Consider the following 18,871-nt stretch of genomic DNA (forward strand, 5'->3'; position numbering starts at 1 on the left):
AAAAAGGGTATTTATAAATACCCTTTTTAATGTTACTTAATATTTTATTTTACTTCCCAGGTTTCACCTTTCAAGAGTAATTCGCGGAGATTGTTTACTTTTTTCTCTGAGCGTACCGAAGCGATTTGTGTCTCTACTTCCCGGTCATATACCGGAGATTTGGTAGATCGTATAACGCCAACGGCCATAGGAAGTTCTTTGCCGTTCATCATTGCAAGCCGCTGATGCAGAAAATTATCTGGAGTAGTTGCGTCATGTATGAGTATATCATCCAGTGTTATCCCATTTTCGCCTATTGTAACGGCTTTCAGGTCGAAGCCGTCGAGGATTAACCCCTTGTTATTATTTTGTCCGAAAAGCATTTTTTCACCTTGTTTCAGATGAATAGTACGTTCGGCACGAAATTCTCTGTCAGCAATATAATTATGAATCTTGTCATTAAAAATAACGCAATTCTGTAATACTTCTACTACGGATGTTCCTTTATGTTTTGCGGCTTCAACCAAAACTTCTTTTGTCGTAGCCAGGTCTACATCGATAGAGCGGGCGAAAAAATTTCCTCGTGCCCCGAATACGAGTTCTGCCGGGATAAAAGGATCTTCTACTGTGCCGTAAGGAGATGATTTCGTAATAGCTCCACGGTCGGAAGTGGGAGAATACTGTCCTTTGGTGAGGCCATATATTTTATTGTTTAATAATAAAATATTAAGATCTACATTTCTACGTACGGCATGAATAAAATGATTTCCTCCGATAGCCAGTCCGTCACCGTCGCCGCTGATCTGCCATACTGTAAGTTCGGGATTGGCTACTTTTACTCCGGTAGCGATAGCCGCAGCACGTCCGTGTATGGTATGAAAGCCGTATGTATTCATATAATAGGGCAAACGGGAAGAACAACCGATACCTGAGATTACCGCAGTCATATGCGGCGCGACACCTAATTCGGCCATTGCTTTCTGTAAAGTACTTACAATAGCATGGTCGCCACAGCCGGGGCACCAACGCACATATTGATCACTCTTAAAATCTTTAGCTGTGTATGTCATGTTATTGTCCATCTGTTTTATTCCTCCATAAGTTTAATAAAATGTTCTTTCAGTTCGTTTACCATAAATGGTTGGCCTTGTACTTTGTTATATTTCGATGCGCTCAGACCTGGAATTTTTGAACTGAGGTAAGTGTGGAATTGTCCGTTATTGAGTTCGCAAACAACTATTTTGCCGAAATTTTTCAATATTTCGGCTGTATTGCGAGGTAATGGATTGATATAGTTGAAATGAGCTAATGCTACTTTATATCCTTCGCTATTCAATTCTTCTACGGCCGAATAAAGATGCCCGTAAGTCCCTCCCCAGCCTATGACCAGAAGGTCGGCATCGTTTTTCCCTGATAATTCGAGTTCGGGAATGCAATTCGCGATATAATCTATTTTGTTTTGGCGGGTATCGGTCATCTTCTGGTGATTTTCAGGATTTGTAGAAATCGCACTTGTCGTAAAGTCTTTTTCTAATCCTCCCAGTCGGTGCATAAATCCTTCTGTTCCGGGTATCGCCCAGTAGCGGACATGTGATTTCGGATCTCGTTTGTAAGGTTTCCAGTTGTCTTCGAGAAGATCTGCTGTTACGTAATTAGGCCTTATTTCGGGATATTCTTCCATTTCAGGGATGCGCCATGCGGAAGAACCGTTTGCGATGAAGCCGTCGGTCAGCAGTATAACAGGTGTCATATGCTCTAAAGCTATTTTACAAGCATTGAACGCCATATCGAAACAGTTTGTCGGGGTCGAGGCTGCAACTACTACTACGGGGCTTTCTCCGTTTCGGCCATATAATGCTTGTAGTAAGTCGGTTTGTTCAGTTTTTGTCGGAAGACCTGTCGAGGGACCGCCTCGTTGAACATCTATGATCACAAGCGGTAATTCGGCCATGACGGCTAAGCCGATAGCCTCACTTTTTAAGGCTAATCCGGGACCAGATGTCGAGGTTGCAGCTAAGCGTCCTGCAAAACTGGCCCCGATGGCGGTACATACTCCGGCGATCTCGTCTTCGGCTTGTACTACTTTTACGCCCAAATCTTTTCTTTTAGCCAATTCATGCAATATTTCACTGGCCGGTGTTATGGGGTAACTTCCGAGAAAAAGCTGTAATCCCGATTTTTCTGAAGCCGCAATCAGCCCGTAAGCTGTAGCTGTATTTCCGTTGATATCGGTATATATACCTTTGCAGGAGTTTGCTGTTTCTATACGGCATGAAGATATCGAGGCATGTATATTGTTCCCGTAGTTATACCCGTCGGTCAGTACCTTTATATTGGCTTCGAGGATAGTCGGTTTCTTAGCGAATTTATTCTTCAGCAAATGGGACGCCTGGTCGACCGGACGGTCGAATAACCAGCAGACGAGGCCCAGAGCAAACATATTTTTACACCTGAGTATCGCTTTATTGTCAAGTCCCGATCCGGCTAAAGATTCTTTTACCAGAGATGAAATAGCAACAGGAACTTGTTGTATGCTGTTGAGCCCGAGTTCATTAAACGGATCATTCGTTGTGAAAGCTGCTTTTTCGAGATCGCTTTTCTGAAAAGAATCGGTATCGAATATGACAACGGCATTTGATTTGGCAAATTTCGCGTTGGTCTTCAGTGCAGCTGGATTCATGGCTACTAAAACATCGGCTTGATCACCTGGGGTATAAACGCCTTTTCCGATATGCACCTGAAAGCCCGATACTCCGCCTAAAGTGCCTTGTGGCGCTCTGATTTCAGCGGGATAATCGGGAAATGTGGAAATTTCGTTTCCGATAGCAGCCGAAACATTAGAAAAAAGATTTCCGGCAAGTTGCATACCGTCACCGGAGTCACCGGTAAAACGTACTACCACTTTTTCTAAATCCTTAACTTGTGTTTTTTGTGTCATATTAATATTAATTAAGCTTGAAGTTACATTATTCCTTATATGTATCATACTTGCGCAAAGCGACATTTTTGATACACGATGAATATAAGATCCGATGTATGAATATTTAGAATTTGTTCCATTTGGTAATGGTGCAAAGAAACAAAATTTTACGTATTCTGCCAATTTTATGCGGTAATTTAAGTGGCTTTTTTTAATGAAAATCAGAAAATTGCAATAAAGAGGGCTATATCGCAGAATGGGAGGTTAAAGCGCTGTGCAATTTCTCGGTTAACGACTTTGCCGTTGAGTAGATAAATGGCTCTTCGAAATCCTGGGTCGGTTTTAATTTTGTTGGCTATTCCGTTTTTATCGGCTATATCGAGTAATATCGGTAAGAATAAATTACTTAAAGCCATTGATGCGGTGCGTGCCACTGATGATCCGATACTGGAAAGACAATAATGAAGTATCTCGAATTTTTCGAATATTTTATCTTGCGGGCTGTTGGGACAGTTCGAAGTTTCGAAACAACCTCCTTTTCCGATGCAAAGATCGATCAATAACGCCCCTTTTTTCATTTTTTTAATTTCTTCCTCGGGCAATATAAATTGCGTATCGCAGGATGTCCCGATTACTACATCTGCCGCTTCGAGAGCATGCTTTAATACTTTCGGATGAAGTGTGGAAGTAAAAATATGCGTTCCGAGTAGATCTGACGCATTTCTGAGTCTCGGTACATTATTGTCGAAAAGGCGTACCATGGCTCCTTGTCCTAAAGCCGAAATGGCGGCAGCCCTACCGGCAAGTCCTGCACCCAGAATTACCACCTCTGCCGGTGCGATGCCTGGAATACCACCCATTAAAATACCTTTTCCTCCCGACGAATTGCTGAGAAGATAAGAAGCGGTCACCATTGCGGCTCTTCCGTCTATTTCATCGAGAATATCAGCAAAAATACGATGATTTTCTTCATCTGTTATTTCGTCAAAAGCCATAGCAACAATTCGTTTTTGTAATAGAACTTGTATGGCTTCCCCGTTTTGGTATTGTGGTTGAAATAAAGATACGACGGTTGCACCCGGTTTTATAAGATTGGCTTCTTCTACAGTAATGGGAGTGATTTTTAAAATAATATCAGCTTGAAAGACCATTGCCTTTTCATCGGTAATTTCTGCTCCTGATTCGGCATATAATAAGTCGGAATAATTAATACTGATTCCTGCTTGTGATTCTATGATCACATGTATGCCTGCTTTTGTTAAAATAGCGACTGCCTCAGGGGTAAGAGGAAACCTTTTTTCTTTTTTGTAACCTTCCTTAGGGAGTCCGATACATAACGATTCGGCATTTTTACAGATTTCGCATAATTGTTCCTGCGGGCATAATCCTTCTTGTGTCATATGTAAAATACGGTCTTTCATTAAAAAACAAGGCATTAAATACGAAGATATAAAATTTAAATGAAAAACCAGCGTGATATACTTCAAAAATATCCGTATTCTTGTTATAAATATCCTGTTTTTCTTATCAGGGTTATCAATGCATTAGTAGCCTGCTCGATATCTTGATAGGAATCGAGGTGGTCGGCGTTGAAAATGAGAGAGGCTTTCTCGTAATGGCAAGACCGGCGTTCAATATTATCACAAATGTAAGTAAGCAGTTCTTCTTCGGTTTTATCTCGTAGTAAAGGCCGGGAGTTACGGGCAACTTTTAATCTTTGGTGTAGTGTCAGAGGAGAGGTTTTAAGGTATATGGTAATTCCTTGAGTATTCATATATTCTATGTTGTTGTAAAAGCAGGGAGCCCCTCCTCCCGTTGCGATTATAACATTATCGAATTCACCGGCTTCATGCAGCATATTATGCTCGATTTTGCGAAAACCGTCTTCTCCTTTTTCTTCAAAAATAGAGCCTACCGTTTTACGGTACCGGTTTTCTATGTAATGGTCGAGGTCGATAAACTCATAATTCAGTTTCTCGGCAAGCTGTTTACCGAGTGTCGTTTTGCCGGCACCCATATATCCAATTAAAAAAATCCTCTTCATTTTTTTAGAAATAACGATAGTGCAAAAATACGCTATTTTATCTCCCGGCTGAATAAAAAACGCTAAATTTGTGTTTTGTCATGTAGAAATGCCTGTATGGAGAAGTATAAATACTATGTCGTTTGGGAAGGATTGGCTCCTGGAATATATGATACCTGGGAGGAATGTCGTTTGCAGGTCGAGAATGTGAAAGGCGCCAAATACAAGAGTTTCGATTCGAAAGAAGCTGCGGTGAGGGCTTTTCGTGGAAAACCGGAAGATCACCTTGGTATCCTCAATCGTGTAGCGCAGGCTATGCATCAGGTAAATACTGTAGCGGAAGCAAGTAGCCGATCTCCTTACATTGTCGATAGTATCGCTGTAGACGCTGCTTGTAGCGGTAATCCGGGAGATATGGAGTATCGGGGAGTATATGTACCTACTCGTCAGGAAATATTTCGTATAGGTCCTTTCCCTGAAGGAACAAATAATATTGGCGAATTTTTGGCAATTGTACATGGCTTAGCTTTATTAAAAAAGAAAAATAGTTCGTTACCGATTTATTCAGATAGTGCTAATGCTTTATTGTGGGTGAAAAATAAAAAATGTAAGACGAAATTGCAACGCAATGAACGTAACTCTCCGATTTTCGATCTTATAGAAAGAGCTGAAAAATGGCTCGAAACAAATACATATACTACTCCGTTATTAAAATGGGAAACGCGTAAGTGGGGCGAAATTCCTGCTGATTTTGGCCGTAAATAATATTTAAACGGGTGGTCCTTTCTATAATTTTTATTTTTATTGTTATTGAGTATGCAGCAAACCGTATCTTTTTTGCATCTAATTAATATGAGATTTTATGAAAAAGAATCGAACGAAAAAAAAGAAGAAAAAACGATTTAATCTGCAAAAGATGATAATAGGTTTAGATGCGAAACGGGCTATCGCTAACCATACCGGATTGGGCAATTACAGCCGTTTCATGGTAGATATAATGGCCACTTATCAGGAAGGACATAGGTATCGTTTGTTTATTCCGAAGAAAAAGAATAATAGTTCGTACGAAAAGCTGTTGAAACATGCGAATGTTCGTTCTGAATTACCTCATTCTTCAACGATGAAACGTTTTTCTTCGTTATGGCGTTCCTTTTTCATTAAAAAGGATTTATTGAAGCAAGGTGTACAACTTTATCATGGTTTAAGTAACGAACTTCCGATCGGAATACATAAAACAGGTATAAAGAGTGTCGTTACCATACATGATCTTATTTTTTTAAGATATCCCGAATATTATCATTCTATCGACCGTAAAATTTATAATTTTAAATTTCGGTATGCCTGCCAAGTCGCAAATCGTATTGTCGCTATCAGTGAGTGTACGAAACGTGATATAATGCATTTTTACAATATACCCGAAAGTAAAATAGATGTTGTGTATCAAGGTTGTGGTGCACAATATTCGGTAATGGTAAGTGATGAGGTAAAAAAACAGGTGCGTGAGAAATACGCCTTGCCTGATCGGTTTATATTGAATGTGGGTAGTATCGAAACCCGGAAAAATCTGATGCTGGCTCTGAAAGCTCTTAAAAATGTTCCCGAGGAGATTCACTTAGTGGCTGTAGGACGTCGTACGGCTTATGTAGATGAGCTGCTTGAATATGCACGCCTGAACAATCTCGAAAACAGATTCCACCTTATACATGATTTACCGCATGTCGATCTTCCGGCAGTTTACCAATTAGCAGAATTATTTGTTTATCCTTCTCGTTTTGAGGGTTTTGGTATTCCCATTATCGAGGCAATGCATTCACAGCTGCCGGTTATAGCTGCAACCGGATCATGTCTTGAAGAAGCTGGTGGCGAGCATTCGTTATATGTAAATCCAGATGATGTACAGGGTATGTCTGACGCTATAAATCGTGTTATAAGCGATGAGGAACTACGTGAAGAAATGGTTTCAGAAGGAAATATTTACTTAAGACGTTTCAATGAAGACGTATTGGCCGATCAAATGAACAAGGTTTATAGTAAATGTTTTTTGTCGGAGAAATCACCATCTATTGTGCCGGAAGATATTCAAACAGTACCTTATACTTACGGTAAATTGGTCGCTGACAACAGGTAACGAGTTTATTAGTAATTTTTTCCTATCCCTAACTTGTATTTTCTCAGATAATGAAAGTATAATTTCAAGTTCCGAAAAGAAAAAGGGTACTTTTGGCTGAAATCCGATATATATTTTTTAATTAAATCTTTATCTCCTGTATTTTTCCGAATGAGAAAACGAGCAAAATGATAAGAAGAGAATCGCTCGTGTTTGTTTACGGTTTTTTCATTGGGGCGGTTTACATACACAGGCAATATGTTTCCCCATTTCTCATGAAAGTCGAGTGTCCCTTTTAACCAGCCCGGATTATAAGCTCCATCCGAAAAATGCTCGATCATAACCGAGTTACAAACATAGTTTTTGTATTTGAGAGCGACTTGCAATGAAAAGTCGAGGTCGTATAGGTGAAATCCAGGGAAAGTCGTTTCATCGAACCGACAATCTTGCCATACTTTCTTTGTCGAGAAAAGGCACATTCCATCTAATACGATTACTTGTGAAAATTCGTTTTCATCAGCCCCTTTTTTACAAACATAAGGTTTTTTGCCTTTCTGGTGCTGAATGTAATGAAAACGTGTATATTCAGGTATCGATCCCCATCCTGAGATCGCTCTCGGTTTCACGGCCGATCCTGCAAAACCAATGACTCCGCAATCTTTTTCCTGTAATTTACCGATAATGATTTTTCCCCAATTTTGTGTATCGAACTGTATGTCTTCATGAACGAAACATAAATAATCATATCGCGCTTCCGATGCGCATTGGTTATATACTTTAGTAATTCCGTAAGCGGTTTCCCGGTTATCGAATCCGATAAATTCATACGGAATGCCTATGGTACTGGCGATATTTTGCTCGAGAGCTACTTTTTTTTCGGGATGTATCGAACAGGTAATTATCGTAATCATATATAATAAAGATACATTTTTCTAAGTTATTTATCAGTTGACACAGGTATTATATTTTTCCAGAAATTGCGCATCGCCGGTTTATTCCATCCATGACATCCAAAAGGCAGTTGTTTCCCGTGTAATACAAAAGCATCTTCGGGTAATTTGTCGAAGGAAAAGGCAAGTGCTTCTCTCCATGAAGGTATATGGAGCCTGTGTTCGCGATTATTTACTTCAATTCCCCAAAATACATCTTCGTTGAAACGGTTTCGGTGGCACTGCGATAAGTATAGCGAGATGGTTTCTTTATCAGTAAGCGAGATGTCATAAAACTTACTTACTCTTCTTAAAGAAAATCCTCCGTTGCCTACTTTATAAAAAAGACGGGTATAATCAGATGCTCCGAATAAGTGATTATATATTTTTTTTAGGTTGAAATATAGGTGATAATACCATTTCATATATTTTTTTTTCGGTATCCACGGAGCGCCGATATAATCGTAACCTTTCAGGCACCAAGCCGAAAGGTCGTCTTTAAAAACATAGGCATCGGTTTGGTAAATGAGAATATACTCGTAATCGAGAAAGGATTTGTAAAATTCAGGAGAGAGCATCATCTGGTTATATCCTTCCAGTCCTTTAAAAAAGGATGGAGTAAAAGGGTGAACAGAAAAATTCTGATATCGTCTGTGCAATAGTTCTATATCGAGACCTTCCGGTACGGCGAAGGCAATTTCGTATTTTTTCCCCAATAAAGAAAAGCAACGGTCGATCGAACTCCATTCTTCTTGTTTTAGAGTTGTCGTATATATCGGAATAATGATTTTTACCAGTTTATCGGGTTGCATGGGATGGTTGAATTAGTATCCGGAATGCAAATGTAGCGAATTTATATGAAAATATTTAACCCTTAACGGTTTAAAACCTATGTCTATCCGCTGTTTTTCTGGTTGTATTGTAGAAAAATGTTACAATGTCGTTCTTGTTGGCAAAAAACTGTTTTATTGTAAGGAATTATCCTGTCAGAATGGTAAAATGTATGAAAGGAGTCGGGCTTATGACTCTCTTTTTGTTATCTTTGTATCCGCTTTTCCGGCCTTTTCCGGATTATAGGTTTGCTATATTATACACACAATACAAAAACAGGTTTATTATGATGATGAAGAGAAACAAGTATTTCTTGTTGGGGATAGTGTTTGCTTTTTTGGGGACTACTGTGCCATACGATGTTTTTGCAGGGCAAGAAACTCCGCAGGAAAATACATTGAAACTGTTTAAAAAGAAACGTAAGAAAAAGGCTCAGGAAGAGGCCGGGAATCAGGAGAAAGAAGAAAATAAATCGTTGAAAGATTATAATAATATTGTAGGTGAGGGTACAATTTCTCAAAGTGGCCTTTTCAAAGTGCATCAGAAAAAAAACGATTATTATTTCGAAATACCCGATTCTCTAATCGGTCGTGATATGCTTGTGGTGAACAAGTTAAGGAAAGTACCGGCTGAGATCAATAAGGCAGGGATTAATAAAGGGATAAATTATCAAACTGAAATTATACGGTTCGAGTGGGATAAAGCCGGGAATAAATTACTTGTAAGAGAAGTTCAGCCCCGGCCGGTATATCCGCCTAAGGACGTTATCGGTCTCTCTGTAGAGGATAATTATATCGATCCTCTGATGTTTTCTTTTAAAATAGATGCCTATAATGCCGACTCGACTTCTTTCGTGGTAAAAATAAATGATGTTTATAATGGAGAATCGGCTTTAAACAGATTTTTTCCTAATCTAAATGTATCTTCTTCGGTGAATAAAGATCTTTCGCGCATTGTAAAGGTAAAAGCTTTCGATAATAATGTAGCTGTTATTTCTGAACTTACGGCTAATGTAAAAGAGTTTAACGAGGTAACTAACCTTACTGCCGAAGTAAGTTCTTCGATCGTTGTTCTGCCTGAAAAACCGATGGTGGGACGTTATACGAGTCCTAAGGTAGGGTATTTTTCGGTTCCTCGTCTCGAATATAGCGACAAACAACAACGAGTATCAAAACGGGAACTTATTACCCGGTGGCGTCTCGAACCACGTCCCGAAGATCGGGACGCTTATTTAAGGGGTGAATTGGTAGAGCCTGCGCGTCCGATTATATTTTATATCGATCGGACGACTCCGGTACAGTGGCGTAAATATATTAAGCAGGGTGTTGAAGACTGGCAGGTTGCTTTTGAGAAAGCCGGGTTTAAAAATGCGATTGTAGCGCGTGAGCTTTCCGATACGGTCCCCGATGACGATGATATTAATTATTCGGTTATCAATTATGTCGCTTCCGAGATGTCCAATGCTATGGGACCCTCGATAACCGATCCGCGTTCGGGTGAAATTATCGAAGCTGATGTGATATGGTGGCATAATGTAATTGCAGTGCTTAAACAATGGATAACTATTCAGACAGGTGCTGTAAATCCGGCAGCTGGTCAGCCTATACTTCCCGATAGTCTTATGGGTGATGCGATGCGTTTTGTAGCTTGCCATGAGATTGGTCATTCTCTTGGGTTGCGTCATAATATGATGGCCTCTGCTGCCTATCCGACAGATTCTTTACGCTCGAAAAGCTTTACTGAAAAAATGAAATCTACGGCATCTTCTATTATGGATTATGCACGTTATAATTATGTTGCGCAACCGGGTGACGGTATAAAGGATTTGGCTCCGCATATCGGACCTTACGATATTTTTGCTATCGAGTATGGTTATCGTTGGTATAATGTCGAATCTCCGGCGGAAGAAAAAGAAGTTTTATATGAGTTTTTGAATGACCATAAAGGAAAATTGTACCGGTATGCCGACGCTCAGCCGATGCGTGATGCCAGCGATCCCCGGGCGATGATAGAAGACCTTGGCGATGATAATGTAAAAGCCGCGCGTTACGGGATGGCGAATCTGAAAAGAATTATGCCGAAGTTGATTGCTTGGACGACTACCGGAGAAAGAGGTCAAACCTATACCGATGCCGGTAAATTGTATAACGGAGTCATCGGACAATGGAATAATTATTTATATCATGTACTTTCGAATGTAGGAGGGATGTATCTCGATAATACCGAAGTGGGCGATGGCCAGCAAACTTATACTTTCGTTGAGAAAAAACGGCAGAAAGAGGCATTGCAATTTCTTTTAGATGAAGTTTTTTCAAATCCCGAATGGTTATTGAAAGCTGATATCAATAAGTATACCTATCCGATACAGGTTTCTTCGGTATTGGGAAACATTGAAAATTCTCCTTCGTTCGTACTTAAAAATGCACAAGGGTATCTTTTCTGGGATCTCTTATCGAATAACCGCATCGTTCGGATGCTGGAGAATGAGAAACAAAATGGAAAGCATGCATTTACTGCTATCGAGATGCTCGATATGATGCATAAACATATTTTCGGTGTTACACAGCGAGGGGGAATTCCGGATGCTAATGAGCGGGAATTGCAGAAGGGATTTGTCGATGCACTACTGATTGCAGCGCAAGAAGAAGCAACTACAAAAGAAGCGCCTAAGCTACATTTGCTATCGCAACCTACAGCTTGGTGTTGCAATTTTCATCTGGATGAAGATAAGGCGGCAGGCGGTCGTGTTGTAAATTTTTACAGCGGTCAGTCTAATCGAACTTCCGATGCGGTCTCGGTAAAGCGAGGTGAATTATTGCGTATACTCGATTTGTTGAAATCGAGATTGTCCTCTACTGCTGATATCGCTGCCAAATATCATTATAAAGATGTTATTTTACGTATTGAAACAGGCTTGGGCCTGACGAAATAAAAGTAGAGTTTATTAGAGGTTTTTCCCCTGTTATCAGATTTCTGATAACAGGGGAATTTTGTATTATCGGTTTTTCTGAAATTGATTTCCTTTTTATAAAAAAAGGATAAGAACATTGGCCTTATCCCTTTTCATCGAAATAATATGTTATAAAATAGAATTAAAATTTACTCTTCTTCTGCTATTCCGGGTTTTCTTCTGATTACATCGATAAGAGCCCATATGCCCAGCAATAAGATAAGTGTAATGCATCCGATAGCTATTCCGGTAGTGACTTTTACCGAAACGGGATCGAAACGGAAAATAATTTCGTGTTGCCCGGCCGGTATTTCCATAGCTCTTAATACGTAATTTACCCGGGCCATTTGAGCCGGTTTCCCGTCGATTGAAATTTGCCATCCCCAAGGGAAATAAATTTCAGAGAAAACCGCTAATCCGCCTTTAGAGCTGTTCGATTTATAACGCAGTTCGTTTGGCTTATACGAAGTGAGATAAATCGTGTCACCGGGAGCCGGAGGGGTTATATTTTTATCGATGATATTTGCAAAGTGTTTATCTATAATCGCTGTTTTCTTTTCATCGAAATCGGTAAGAGCATTCATTTCTTCTTGTGCGTCGTTTACCCATTTGATATCTGAAACAAACCATGCATTTCCGGCTGCGTCAGGATTTTTTATTACCTGCGGACCCGTTTCTTTGTTACCCGGTACAATGAGGTAGCGAGTATTCAGCATATTAATGACATGGCGATTATTATTTGCGAGCTGATATTTGATTAAGTCGTCATAACGCCTCAGTTTTGCAGCATGATAACCTCCTATCGATTTGTGCCGGTACGATGTAGATGCGTCTTGAAAAGAGGAAACCGTAAGGTTATATACCCTATAATTGGGATCTTTGTCTTCTAAAATGATACGATCTGCTTCTGTCATTGGGAAAGGATCTTTTATTTTCCGTTCCGGGACGAAATTGTCACTGTTGAGATAACGTTTATCTACCGAATACATATCGCTTAAAATAATAATACCCGTGAATACGATAAATGTCGTTTTTCCCAGTTTTCCGTAACCATATAATAAAAGTATAGCTGTACCGAGAGTTATAATAAAGAAACTTCTCCAGGCATCGGCACTGAAAATACCGATACGTACGGTTTCGAGACTGGCAAATATTTCACCAAATTCCGGATGTTCGGTCATAAACGATTTCTCATATGCACTGAAGAATGAGAAAAACAGAGACGGAAAGATGGCGAATAATAATGCGAAACCGCCTGTAATAGCAAAAGATATACCGATAGTTTTCTTTTGTGTTTTAATGATCGACGGGTTTTGTATCAGCTCTTTCAGTGCCAGAATAGCCAGTAAGGGGATACAGAATTCTGCAATAACAAGAATACTCGATACCGTACGGAATTTATTATACATCGGAAAATAATCGATGAACCATTGGGTTATCGGCAGGAAGTTTTTACCCCATGAAAGTAGAAGTGAAAGTATTGTTGCGGCTAAAAGAGCCCATTTGAACGGGCCTTTTACAATAAAGCATCCCAATATGAAGAAAAACGCGACAAGAGCGCCTACATAAACAGGTCCAGACGTTCCGGGCTGGTCTCCCCAGTATTGGTTCATTTCGGCTACATATTGGCGTATATCTGTTTTTACGTCTTTCATAGCCTCTTTATTGTTTCCCAAGTAACCCGAAGCTCCACCTTTAGCGTTCGGTATCAGTAATGTCCATGTTTCGCCGATTCCGTAACTCCATTGTGTAATGTATTCGGTATCGAGACCTGTTTTTGCACCGCCTTCCTGATGTGCTGGAGCAAGTTCCGATTGTCCCCGCATGGTCTCTTTTGAATATTCATAAGTATGATAAAGGTTCGGAAGATTTGCACCTACTGCTAATACAGCTGCAATAATTAGCACACCGCTTGCTTTGAAGAAACGGGGAAGTTCCTGTTTACGCCAGGCTTCTATAAAATAGGCGATTACTATTGCAGCAATTACGAAAAGGAAATAATAGCTCATTTGAATATGATTCGAGACGATTTGCATAGCTCCGAATAATGCGGCTATCACTCCTCCCCACAAATATTTTCCGCGGTAAGCCAATACGATACCTGCTATCGTAGGAGGGATATATACCAAAGTTACGAATTTCCAGATATGTCCTGCGGCGATGATAATAAAAAAATAGGATGAGAAAGTATAGGCAATAGCTCCAATAAGAGCCAGATACCATTTTGTACGAAGTGAAAGTAAAAGTATAAAGAATCCCAACATCATCATAAATAAAAGTGATGCCGGTGAGTTGATCCATAAATGGAACGCATTTCCGATTACATTCAGAACCGAATTATTGGGATAACTCGGTGATATCTGAAAATTGGGCATTCCCGAAAAGATAGAATTTGTCCAGCGGGTAGTCTCTCCCGTTTGTTCTTTAAAAGCGAGTCCTTCTTGTCCGATTGCTATGCCTTGTTTCATATCATCCTGAAGAAGAACCTTTCCTTCGAAAATTTCGGGCGCAAAGTAGATGTAAGAGAGCAATACCATAAATAATATCGACCCGATATAAGGTAATGCTTTTTTTAAATTTAATTTTCTCATAACAGAATGCAATATTAATAATGATAATGATCTGCTTTATAGGGCCCGTTTTTGGGAACACCTATATATGCGGCTTGTTTATCTGTGAGAACGGTAAGTTCTACCCCGAGTTTTTCGAGATGTAGGCGAGCCACCTCTTCATCTAAAACTTTAGGTAAACGGTAAACTCCTACTTCGTATTTTTTAGTATAAAGTTCTTTTTGAGCAAGGGTTTGGTTGGTGAATGAATTGCTCATTACAAACGAAGGATGGCCTGTTGCGCAGCCCAGATTTACCAGACGGCCATCGGCCAATAATAAAATAGAATGTCCTTGAGGGAAAAAATATTGATCGACCTGAGGTTTGATATTCCGACAACGTATTCCGGGGTATTTTTTTAGTTTATCTACCTGTATTTCGTTATCGAAATGGCCGATATTACAAACAATTGCACCCGATTTCATTTTCTCCATGTGTTCGATACGTATAATATCGCAATTACCGGTTGTCGTTACATAAATATCTCCTTCGGAAAGTGCTTTTTCTACCGTTGTTACTTCAAATCCTTCCATCGATGCTTGTAATGCGCAAATAGGGTCTATTTCGGTAATGAGTACCCGGGCTCCGTACGAACGCATCGAGTGGGCACAGCCTTTGCCTACGTCCCCGTATCCGCATACGACCACGACTTTACCGGCAATCATAATATCTGTAGCACGTTTTATTCCGTCGGCTAATGATTCCCGGCAACCGTAAAGATTATCGAATTTCGATTTTGTTACCGAGTCGTTTACATTAAAGGCGGGGAATAATAACTTACCCTCGTCCATCATCTGATATAACCGGTGTACACCTGTAGTCGTTTCTTCAGATACTCCTTTTATTTCTGGTACCATACGGGTCCAGACTGAATTGTCTTCCGACATTACGTTTTTTAATATCTTCAGTAATTCGATTTCATCTTCGGTATCGGCATTACGATCTAAGATCGATGAATCTTTTTCGGCTTCATATCCCAGGTGAATCATAAGTGTAGCGTCGCCTCCGTCATCTACGATGAGATTCGGACCTTTGCCTCCGGGGAATCGGAGAGCTTGCAAAGTGCACCACCAGTAATCCTCGAGGGTTTCTCCTTTCCATGCAAAAACTGGGATTCCCGCTTTCGCCATGGCAGCTGCAGCATGGTCTTGTGTAGAATATATATTGCAGCTTACCCATCTTACATCAGCACCTAAAGCGACAAGGGTTTCGATAAGTACAGCTGTTTGTATGGTCATGTGCAGCGAACCCATGATACGTGCACCTTTCAATGGTTTTTCTTGGCCGTATTTTTCTCGCAGAGCCATAAGACCGGGCATTTCCTTCTCGGCTAATTCGATTTCTTTTCGTCCGAAATCAGCTAAAGTGATATCTGCTACTTTATAGGGTAGAGCAGAAAATAATTGTTCTGTCATAGCGATTATATCTTGCTTGTTTTTATCTGATTGCAAACTTACTAATTTTTAATGAATAATAAGGCTCTCGCTATGAATAAAGGACATGAAAAAAGGCGCACTTTTTAAAAGTGCGCCTTTCGGTATTTCGATAATCTTTATTATTTCGCAATAGACGAGATATCGTATTTTGCAAATTCAAGATCGGTAGCAGCTTGTTTAGCCATGTTGCTGTCGAGCTTGATTGCTTTGTTCAAATTATCTGTAACAGCTTTTTCGTTGTTGGTGCGTGCACCGATTACAGCCATCAGATAATAAGTCGTAGCATTGGGTTCGCTTACGCCAGCCAAAGTATTTTTAGCTTTGTTGTAATCTTTGGTAAGTATCTGAGCCAAAGCAGCATTGTTGCTCTTTGCGTCGCCAAAAGCACGAGCGGCTTTGGCATATTCGCCTCTTTGCAGATATAATACACCCAGAGCTTCGTTCAAACCTTCAGAACCAGCTGATTTACCGAATGCCTGTTCAGCTTTTGCGAATTCGTCTTTAGTCAATTCGATCAAGCCTAAATTCATCTGTACTTCCGGGGTATTGGGAGCGATCTTATTTGCTTTGTTAAACCAGTTTTCAGCAGCATTGATATCGCCTTTTTCGAAACAAATCAAACCTACGTTGTTATAACCGCGGTAGTCGTTCGGATAAATTTCGGTAGCTTTCTTATAAATAGATTCTTTTTCAGAAAGAGAGTTCGTCAGAGTTGCAGCATACAACAGTTCATCTACCGAAAGAGATTTAGGATCGGAAGCAGCTAGTTTGCTGATTTCAGCATCCGATTTTCCGATAACATCGATAGAAGCTGTAATTCTTGAATAACGCAGTTTAGGAAGAATCTCTTCGGCGAGAATTTTAAATGTAGAAGACATGTTTTTGATTTCACGTTCTCTTTGTTCCGGATCTTTGTACATTGACAAAACGCGGAGGATAAGATCTTTATCTTGAATATTCGATTTTTCAACCAATTCTTTGAAACCTTCCCAGTCTTCAGCTGTAAATTCACCGGTAAGGTCAGCATTTACAGCATCTTTTTTCATCTGTTGTTTCAGATATTTTGTTGTATTATCTTCACGAGCTTGTGCCAGTTTAGTGTTTAATTCCATTCCACCGTCAGGAGAAGCATAAGAAGAAATGTTTACACCGGTGATTTTTTTGTTGGGAGCTTCAGCAGCGGCTTTAACATTGTTTTGGTAATCCTTCATCTGGTTGCTGTTCAGCTCGCTGCTGCGCAAGTTAGCTTGTTGGATGAGGAACATAATGTCGGCCTGATAGTTTTCTTTGATAATACGTTGGAATTTATCTGCAGCTAAGGCTGGAGTTAAAGCATTGGGATCGCAAATTTCAGCTGTAGAAATAACACCTTCAGCGACTTTTACACGCGGAAGCTGATATGATTTGGACCCGCTTTTAACCGTGAAATCAAGATATAAATCCGATTTTCTCATAGCCGGGATATATTTAAAAGTAGTTTTCATCGTAATGTTACCACCCATTTTGTAAGAAATAGTTTGGTTATTACCTACTACTTTCTCTCCCTGATATGTATAAGAAGTACCAGCTGTTTCGCCACCTTCGTATACCAGATAAGGAGTTACTGTAACAGTAGCTTTTTTCTTGAAATACTTTTCGGGGAAATTACCGGTAATTGTTGCCGGAACCTCACCACCGATCACTTCCAAAGGATTGGGAGTAACGGTAAAATAATCGGGAGAGAGTGCCCCCATTTTTTTACACCCTACAAATGCTACCATAAAGGCTAATAATAAGGGTAAATAAAGTTTCTTGTTCATAATAATTGTTATTTGGTTATACTTCTTCTTTCGTGTCGCAAAAATAATATTAATTTTTCATTCCAAGTATTTTCCACTAAAAAAAGCGCCTGTTTAGAGCATCTTTGCATAATGAGAATAAATTACCGTTACAAATATAGTTAAAAGTATGATAGTCTGGCTTCCGTAACCTGCGAATTTGCAGGGCTGATGTGTTTAAAAAAATTAAATCAATATTCATGCTTTTGCATATATCAAAGAATTTATTATAAAAGTATAAAAATAAATTTTATTATGTTAATTGTTAAACAAGCGCAGTAGGTGTCGTTACTGCTTGCCTTTCATATTTCGGGGATGGTGGTTGAGAATTTCGCTGCGAATGAATTCTTTATCGAGATGTACATATACTTCGGTGGTTGTAATGCTTTCGTGTCCCAGCATTTGTTGTATAGCTCTTAAATTGGCACCGCCTTCGAGTAAATGTGTAGCGAATGAATGGCGTAAGGTATGCGGGCTTATTTTTTTCTTTATGCCGCATATTTCACATTGTTTCTTTATGATGTAAAAAATCATGACTCGGGTCAGATGACCACCGCGCCGATTGAGAAAAAGAATATCTTCGTCGCCTTTTTTTATATTCAGGTGTTTACGGTCTTCGAGATAAAGGTTTATTTCTTGTAGGGCTCTTTGTGAAATTGGTACCAGCCTTTGTTTGTCCCCTTTTCCTTCGACAATGATAAACTCTTCTTTAGCAAATATTTGGGAGATTTTCAATCCGATTAATTCCGATACTCGCAGTCCGCATCCATATAGGACCTCAATGATTGCCCGGTTACGCTGACTTTCTGGTAACGACATGTCGAAAGAGCTGCTGAGGCGATCGATTTCGGTTACACTGAGAATTTCAGGAAGGTGTAGGCCGAGTTTTGGACCTTCGATAAGTTCGGTCGGGTCATGGTCGATGTATTCCTGTGTAATGAGAAATCGGTAAAACGATTTTATTCCCGATAAAATACGGGCTTGAGAACGAGGGTGTATTCCGGTGTCTTGTAATTGGTAGATAAATTGGTGTATATCAGTTTTTTCTATGGTCTCGGTGTTTAATATTCCCGATCCTATAAAGGTGATAAGTTTTTGCAAATCGAGCAGATAACCGTTTATCGTATTGTCCGACAACCCTTTTTCGAGTTTCAGAAATGAAATATATTCATTCAATATGTTCTCTTTTTTTAGTGACATCGATTTGTGGGATATATTCCGTTTTTTTTATTAATTTTGCAACGAAACTTGCCCTGTACGAATACGATTA

Annotated in this window: 13 protein-coding genes; 3 read left to right on the top strand and 10 right to left on the bottom strand. The window is 39.7% G+C overall.

Going from position 1 to position 18,871, the window contains the following annotated elements; translation table 11 throughout:
* Window positions 1-44: 44 nt before the first annotated feature.
* The 4 genes from NMU02_RS00735 to NMU02_RS00750 form a co-directional block, all read right to left on the bottom strand.
* Window positions 45-1,061, bottom strand: coding sequence for a 2-oxoacid:ferredoxin oxidoreductase subunit beta (locus NMU02_RS00735; protein WP_255025149.1), 1,017 nt, complete (start codon window positions 1,059-1,061; stop codon window positions 45-47).
* A gap of 5 nt (window positions 1,062-1,066) precedes the next feature.
* Entirely contained in the window at window positions 1,067-2,917 is a 1,851-nt protein-coding gene (locus tag NMU02_RS00740; protein WP_255025150.1) for a 2-oxoacid:acceptor oxidoreductase subunit alpha, read from the bottom strand.
* Window positions 2,918-3,120: 203 nt separating this feature from the next.
* Window positions 3,121-4,320, bottom strand: coding sequence for an alanine dehydrogenase (locus tag NMU02_RS00745; protein ID WP_255025151.1), 1,200 nt, complete (start codon window positions 4,318-4,320; stop codon window positions 3,121-3,123).
* An 83-nt stretch (window positions 4,321-4,403) separates the two neighbouring features.
* Window positions 4,404-4,943 (bottom strand): shikimate kinase, encoded by a 540-nt coding sequence (locus NMU02_RS00750; protein WP_255025152.1) that lies wholly within the window; start codon window positions 4,941-4,943, stop codon window positions 4,404-4,406.
* A gap of 96 nt (window positions 4,944-5,039) precedes the next feature.
* Here NMU02_RS00750 and NMU02_RS00755 point away from each other — a divergent pair, with 96 nt between their 5' ends.
* Both NMU02_RS00755 and NMU02_RS00760 read left to right on the top strand, forming a co-directional pair.
* Complete coding sequence (locus tag NMU02_RS00755) at window positions 5,040-5,687, top strand: ribonuclease H1 domain-containing protein (protein ID WP_255025153.1); 648 nt, start codon at window positions 5,040-5,042, stop codon at window positions 5,685-5,687.
* Between the two features lie 151 nt (window positions 5,688-5,838).
* Entirely contained in the window at window positions 5,839-7,050 is a 1,212-nt protein-coding gene (locus tag NMU02_RS00760; protein ID WP_255025443.1) for a glycosyltransferase family 4 protein, read from the top strand.
* Window positions 7,051-7,058: 8 nt separating this feature from the next.
* Here the strand turns inward: NMU02_RS00760 and NMU02_RS00765 are convergent, their stop codons facing one another.
* Window positions 7,059-7,940 (bottom strand): glycosyltransferase, encoded by an 882-nt coding sequence (locus NMU02_RS00765; protein ID WP_255025154.1) that lies wholly within the window; start codon window positions 7,938-7,940, stop codon window positions 7,059-7,061.
* A 26-nt stretch (window positions 7,941-7,966) separates the two neighbouring features.
* Entirely contained in the window at window positions 7,967-8,770 is an 804-nt protein-coding gene (locus tag NMU02_RS00770) for a DUF5672 family protein (protein WP_255025155.1), read from the bottom strand.
* Window positions 8,771-9,081: 311 nt separating this feature from the next.
* On the opposite strand from NMU02_RS00770, the gene NMU02_RS00775 reads away from it, so the two are divergent.
* The gene (locus NMU02_RS00775; protein ID WP_255025444.1) at window positions 9,082-11,721 is read left to right on the top strand and encodes a zinc-dependent metalloprotease; all 2,640 of its coding nucleotides are present in this window, start codon (window positions 9,082-9,084) and stop codon (window positions 11,719-11,721) included.
* Window positions 11,722-11,888: 167 nt separating this feature from the next.
* On the opposite strand, the gene NMU02_RS00780 is transcribed toward NMU02_RS00775, so the two are convergent.
* The 4 genes from NMU02_RS00780 to xerD all read right to left on the bottom strand — a co-directional run bounded on the left by NMU02_RS00780 (window position 11,889) and on the right by xerD (window position 18,801).
* The gene (locus NMU02_RS00780) at window positions 11,889-14,330 is read right to left on the bottom strand and encodes a glycosyltransferase family protein (RefSeq protein WP_255025156.1); all 2,442 of its coding nucleotides are present in this window, start codon (window positions 14,328-14,330) and stop codon (window positions 11,889-11,891) included.
* Between the two features lie 14 nt (window positions 14,331-14,344).
* Window positions 14,345-15,763 (bottom strand): adenosylhomocysteinase, encoded by a 1,419-nt coding sequence (ahcY, locus tag NMU02_RS00785; RefSeq protein ID WP_255025157.1) that lies wholly within the window; start codon window positions 15,761-15,763, stop codon window positions 14,345-14,347.
* Between the two features lie 140 nt (window positions 15,764-15,903).
* The gene (locus NMU02_RS00790) at window positions 15,904-17,583 is read right to left on the bottom strand and encodes a tetratricopeptide repeat protein (protein WP_255025159.1); all 1,680 of its coding nucleotides are present in this window, start codon (window positions 17,581-17,583) and stop codon (window positions 15,904-15,906) included.
* Window positions 17,584-17,889: 306 nt separating this feature from the next.
* Entirely contained in the window at window positions 17,890-18,801 is a 912-nt protein-coding gene (gene xerD / locus NMU02_RS00795) for a site-specific tyrosine recombinase XerD (protein ID WP_255025160.1), read from the bottom strand.
* Window positions 18,802-18,871 lie beyond the last annotated feature (70 nt).

This window comes from Coprobacter tertius (genome assembly GCF_024330105.1).
In the GTDB taxonomy this organism is placed as follows: Bacteria; Bacteroidota; Bacteroidia; order Bacteroidales; family Coprobacteraceae; genus Coprobacter; species Coprobacter tertius.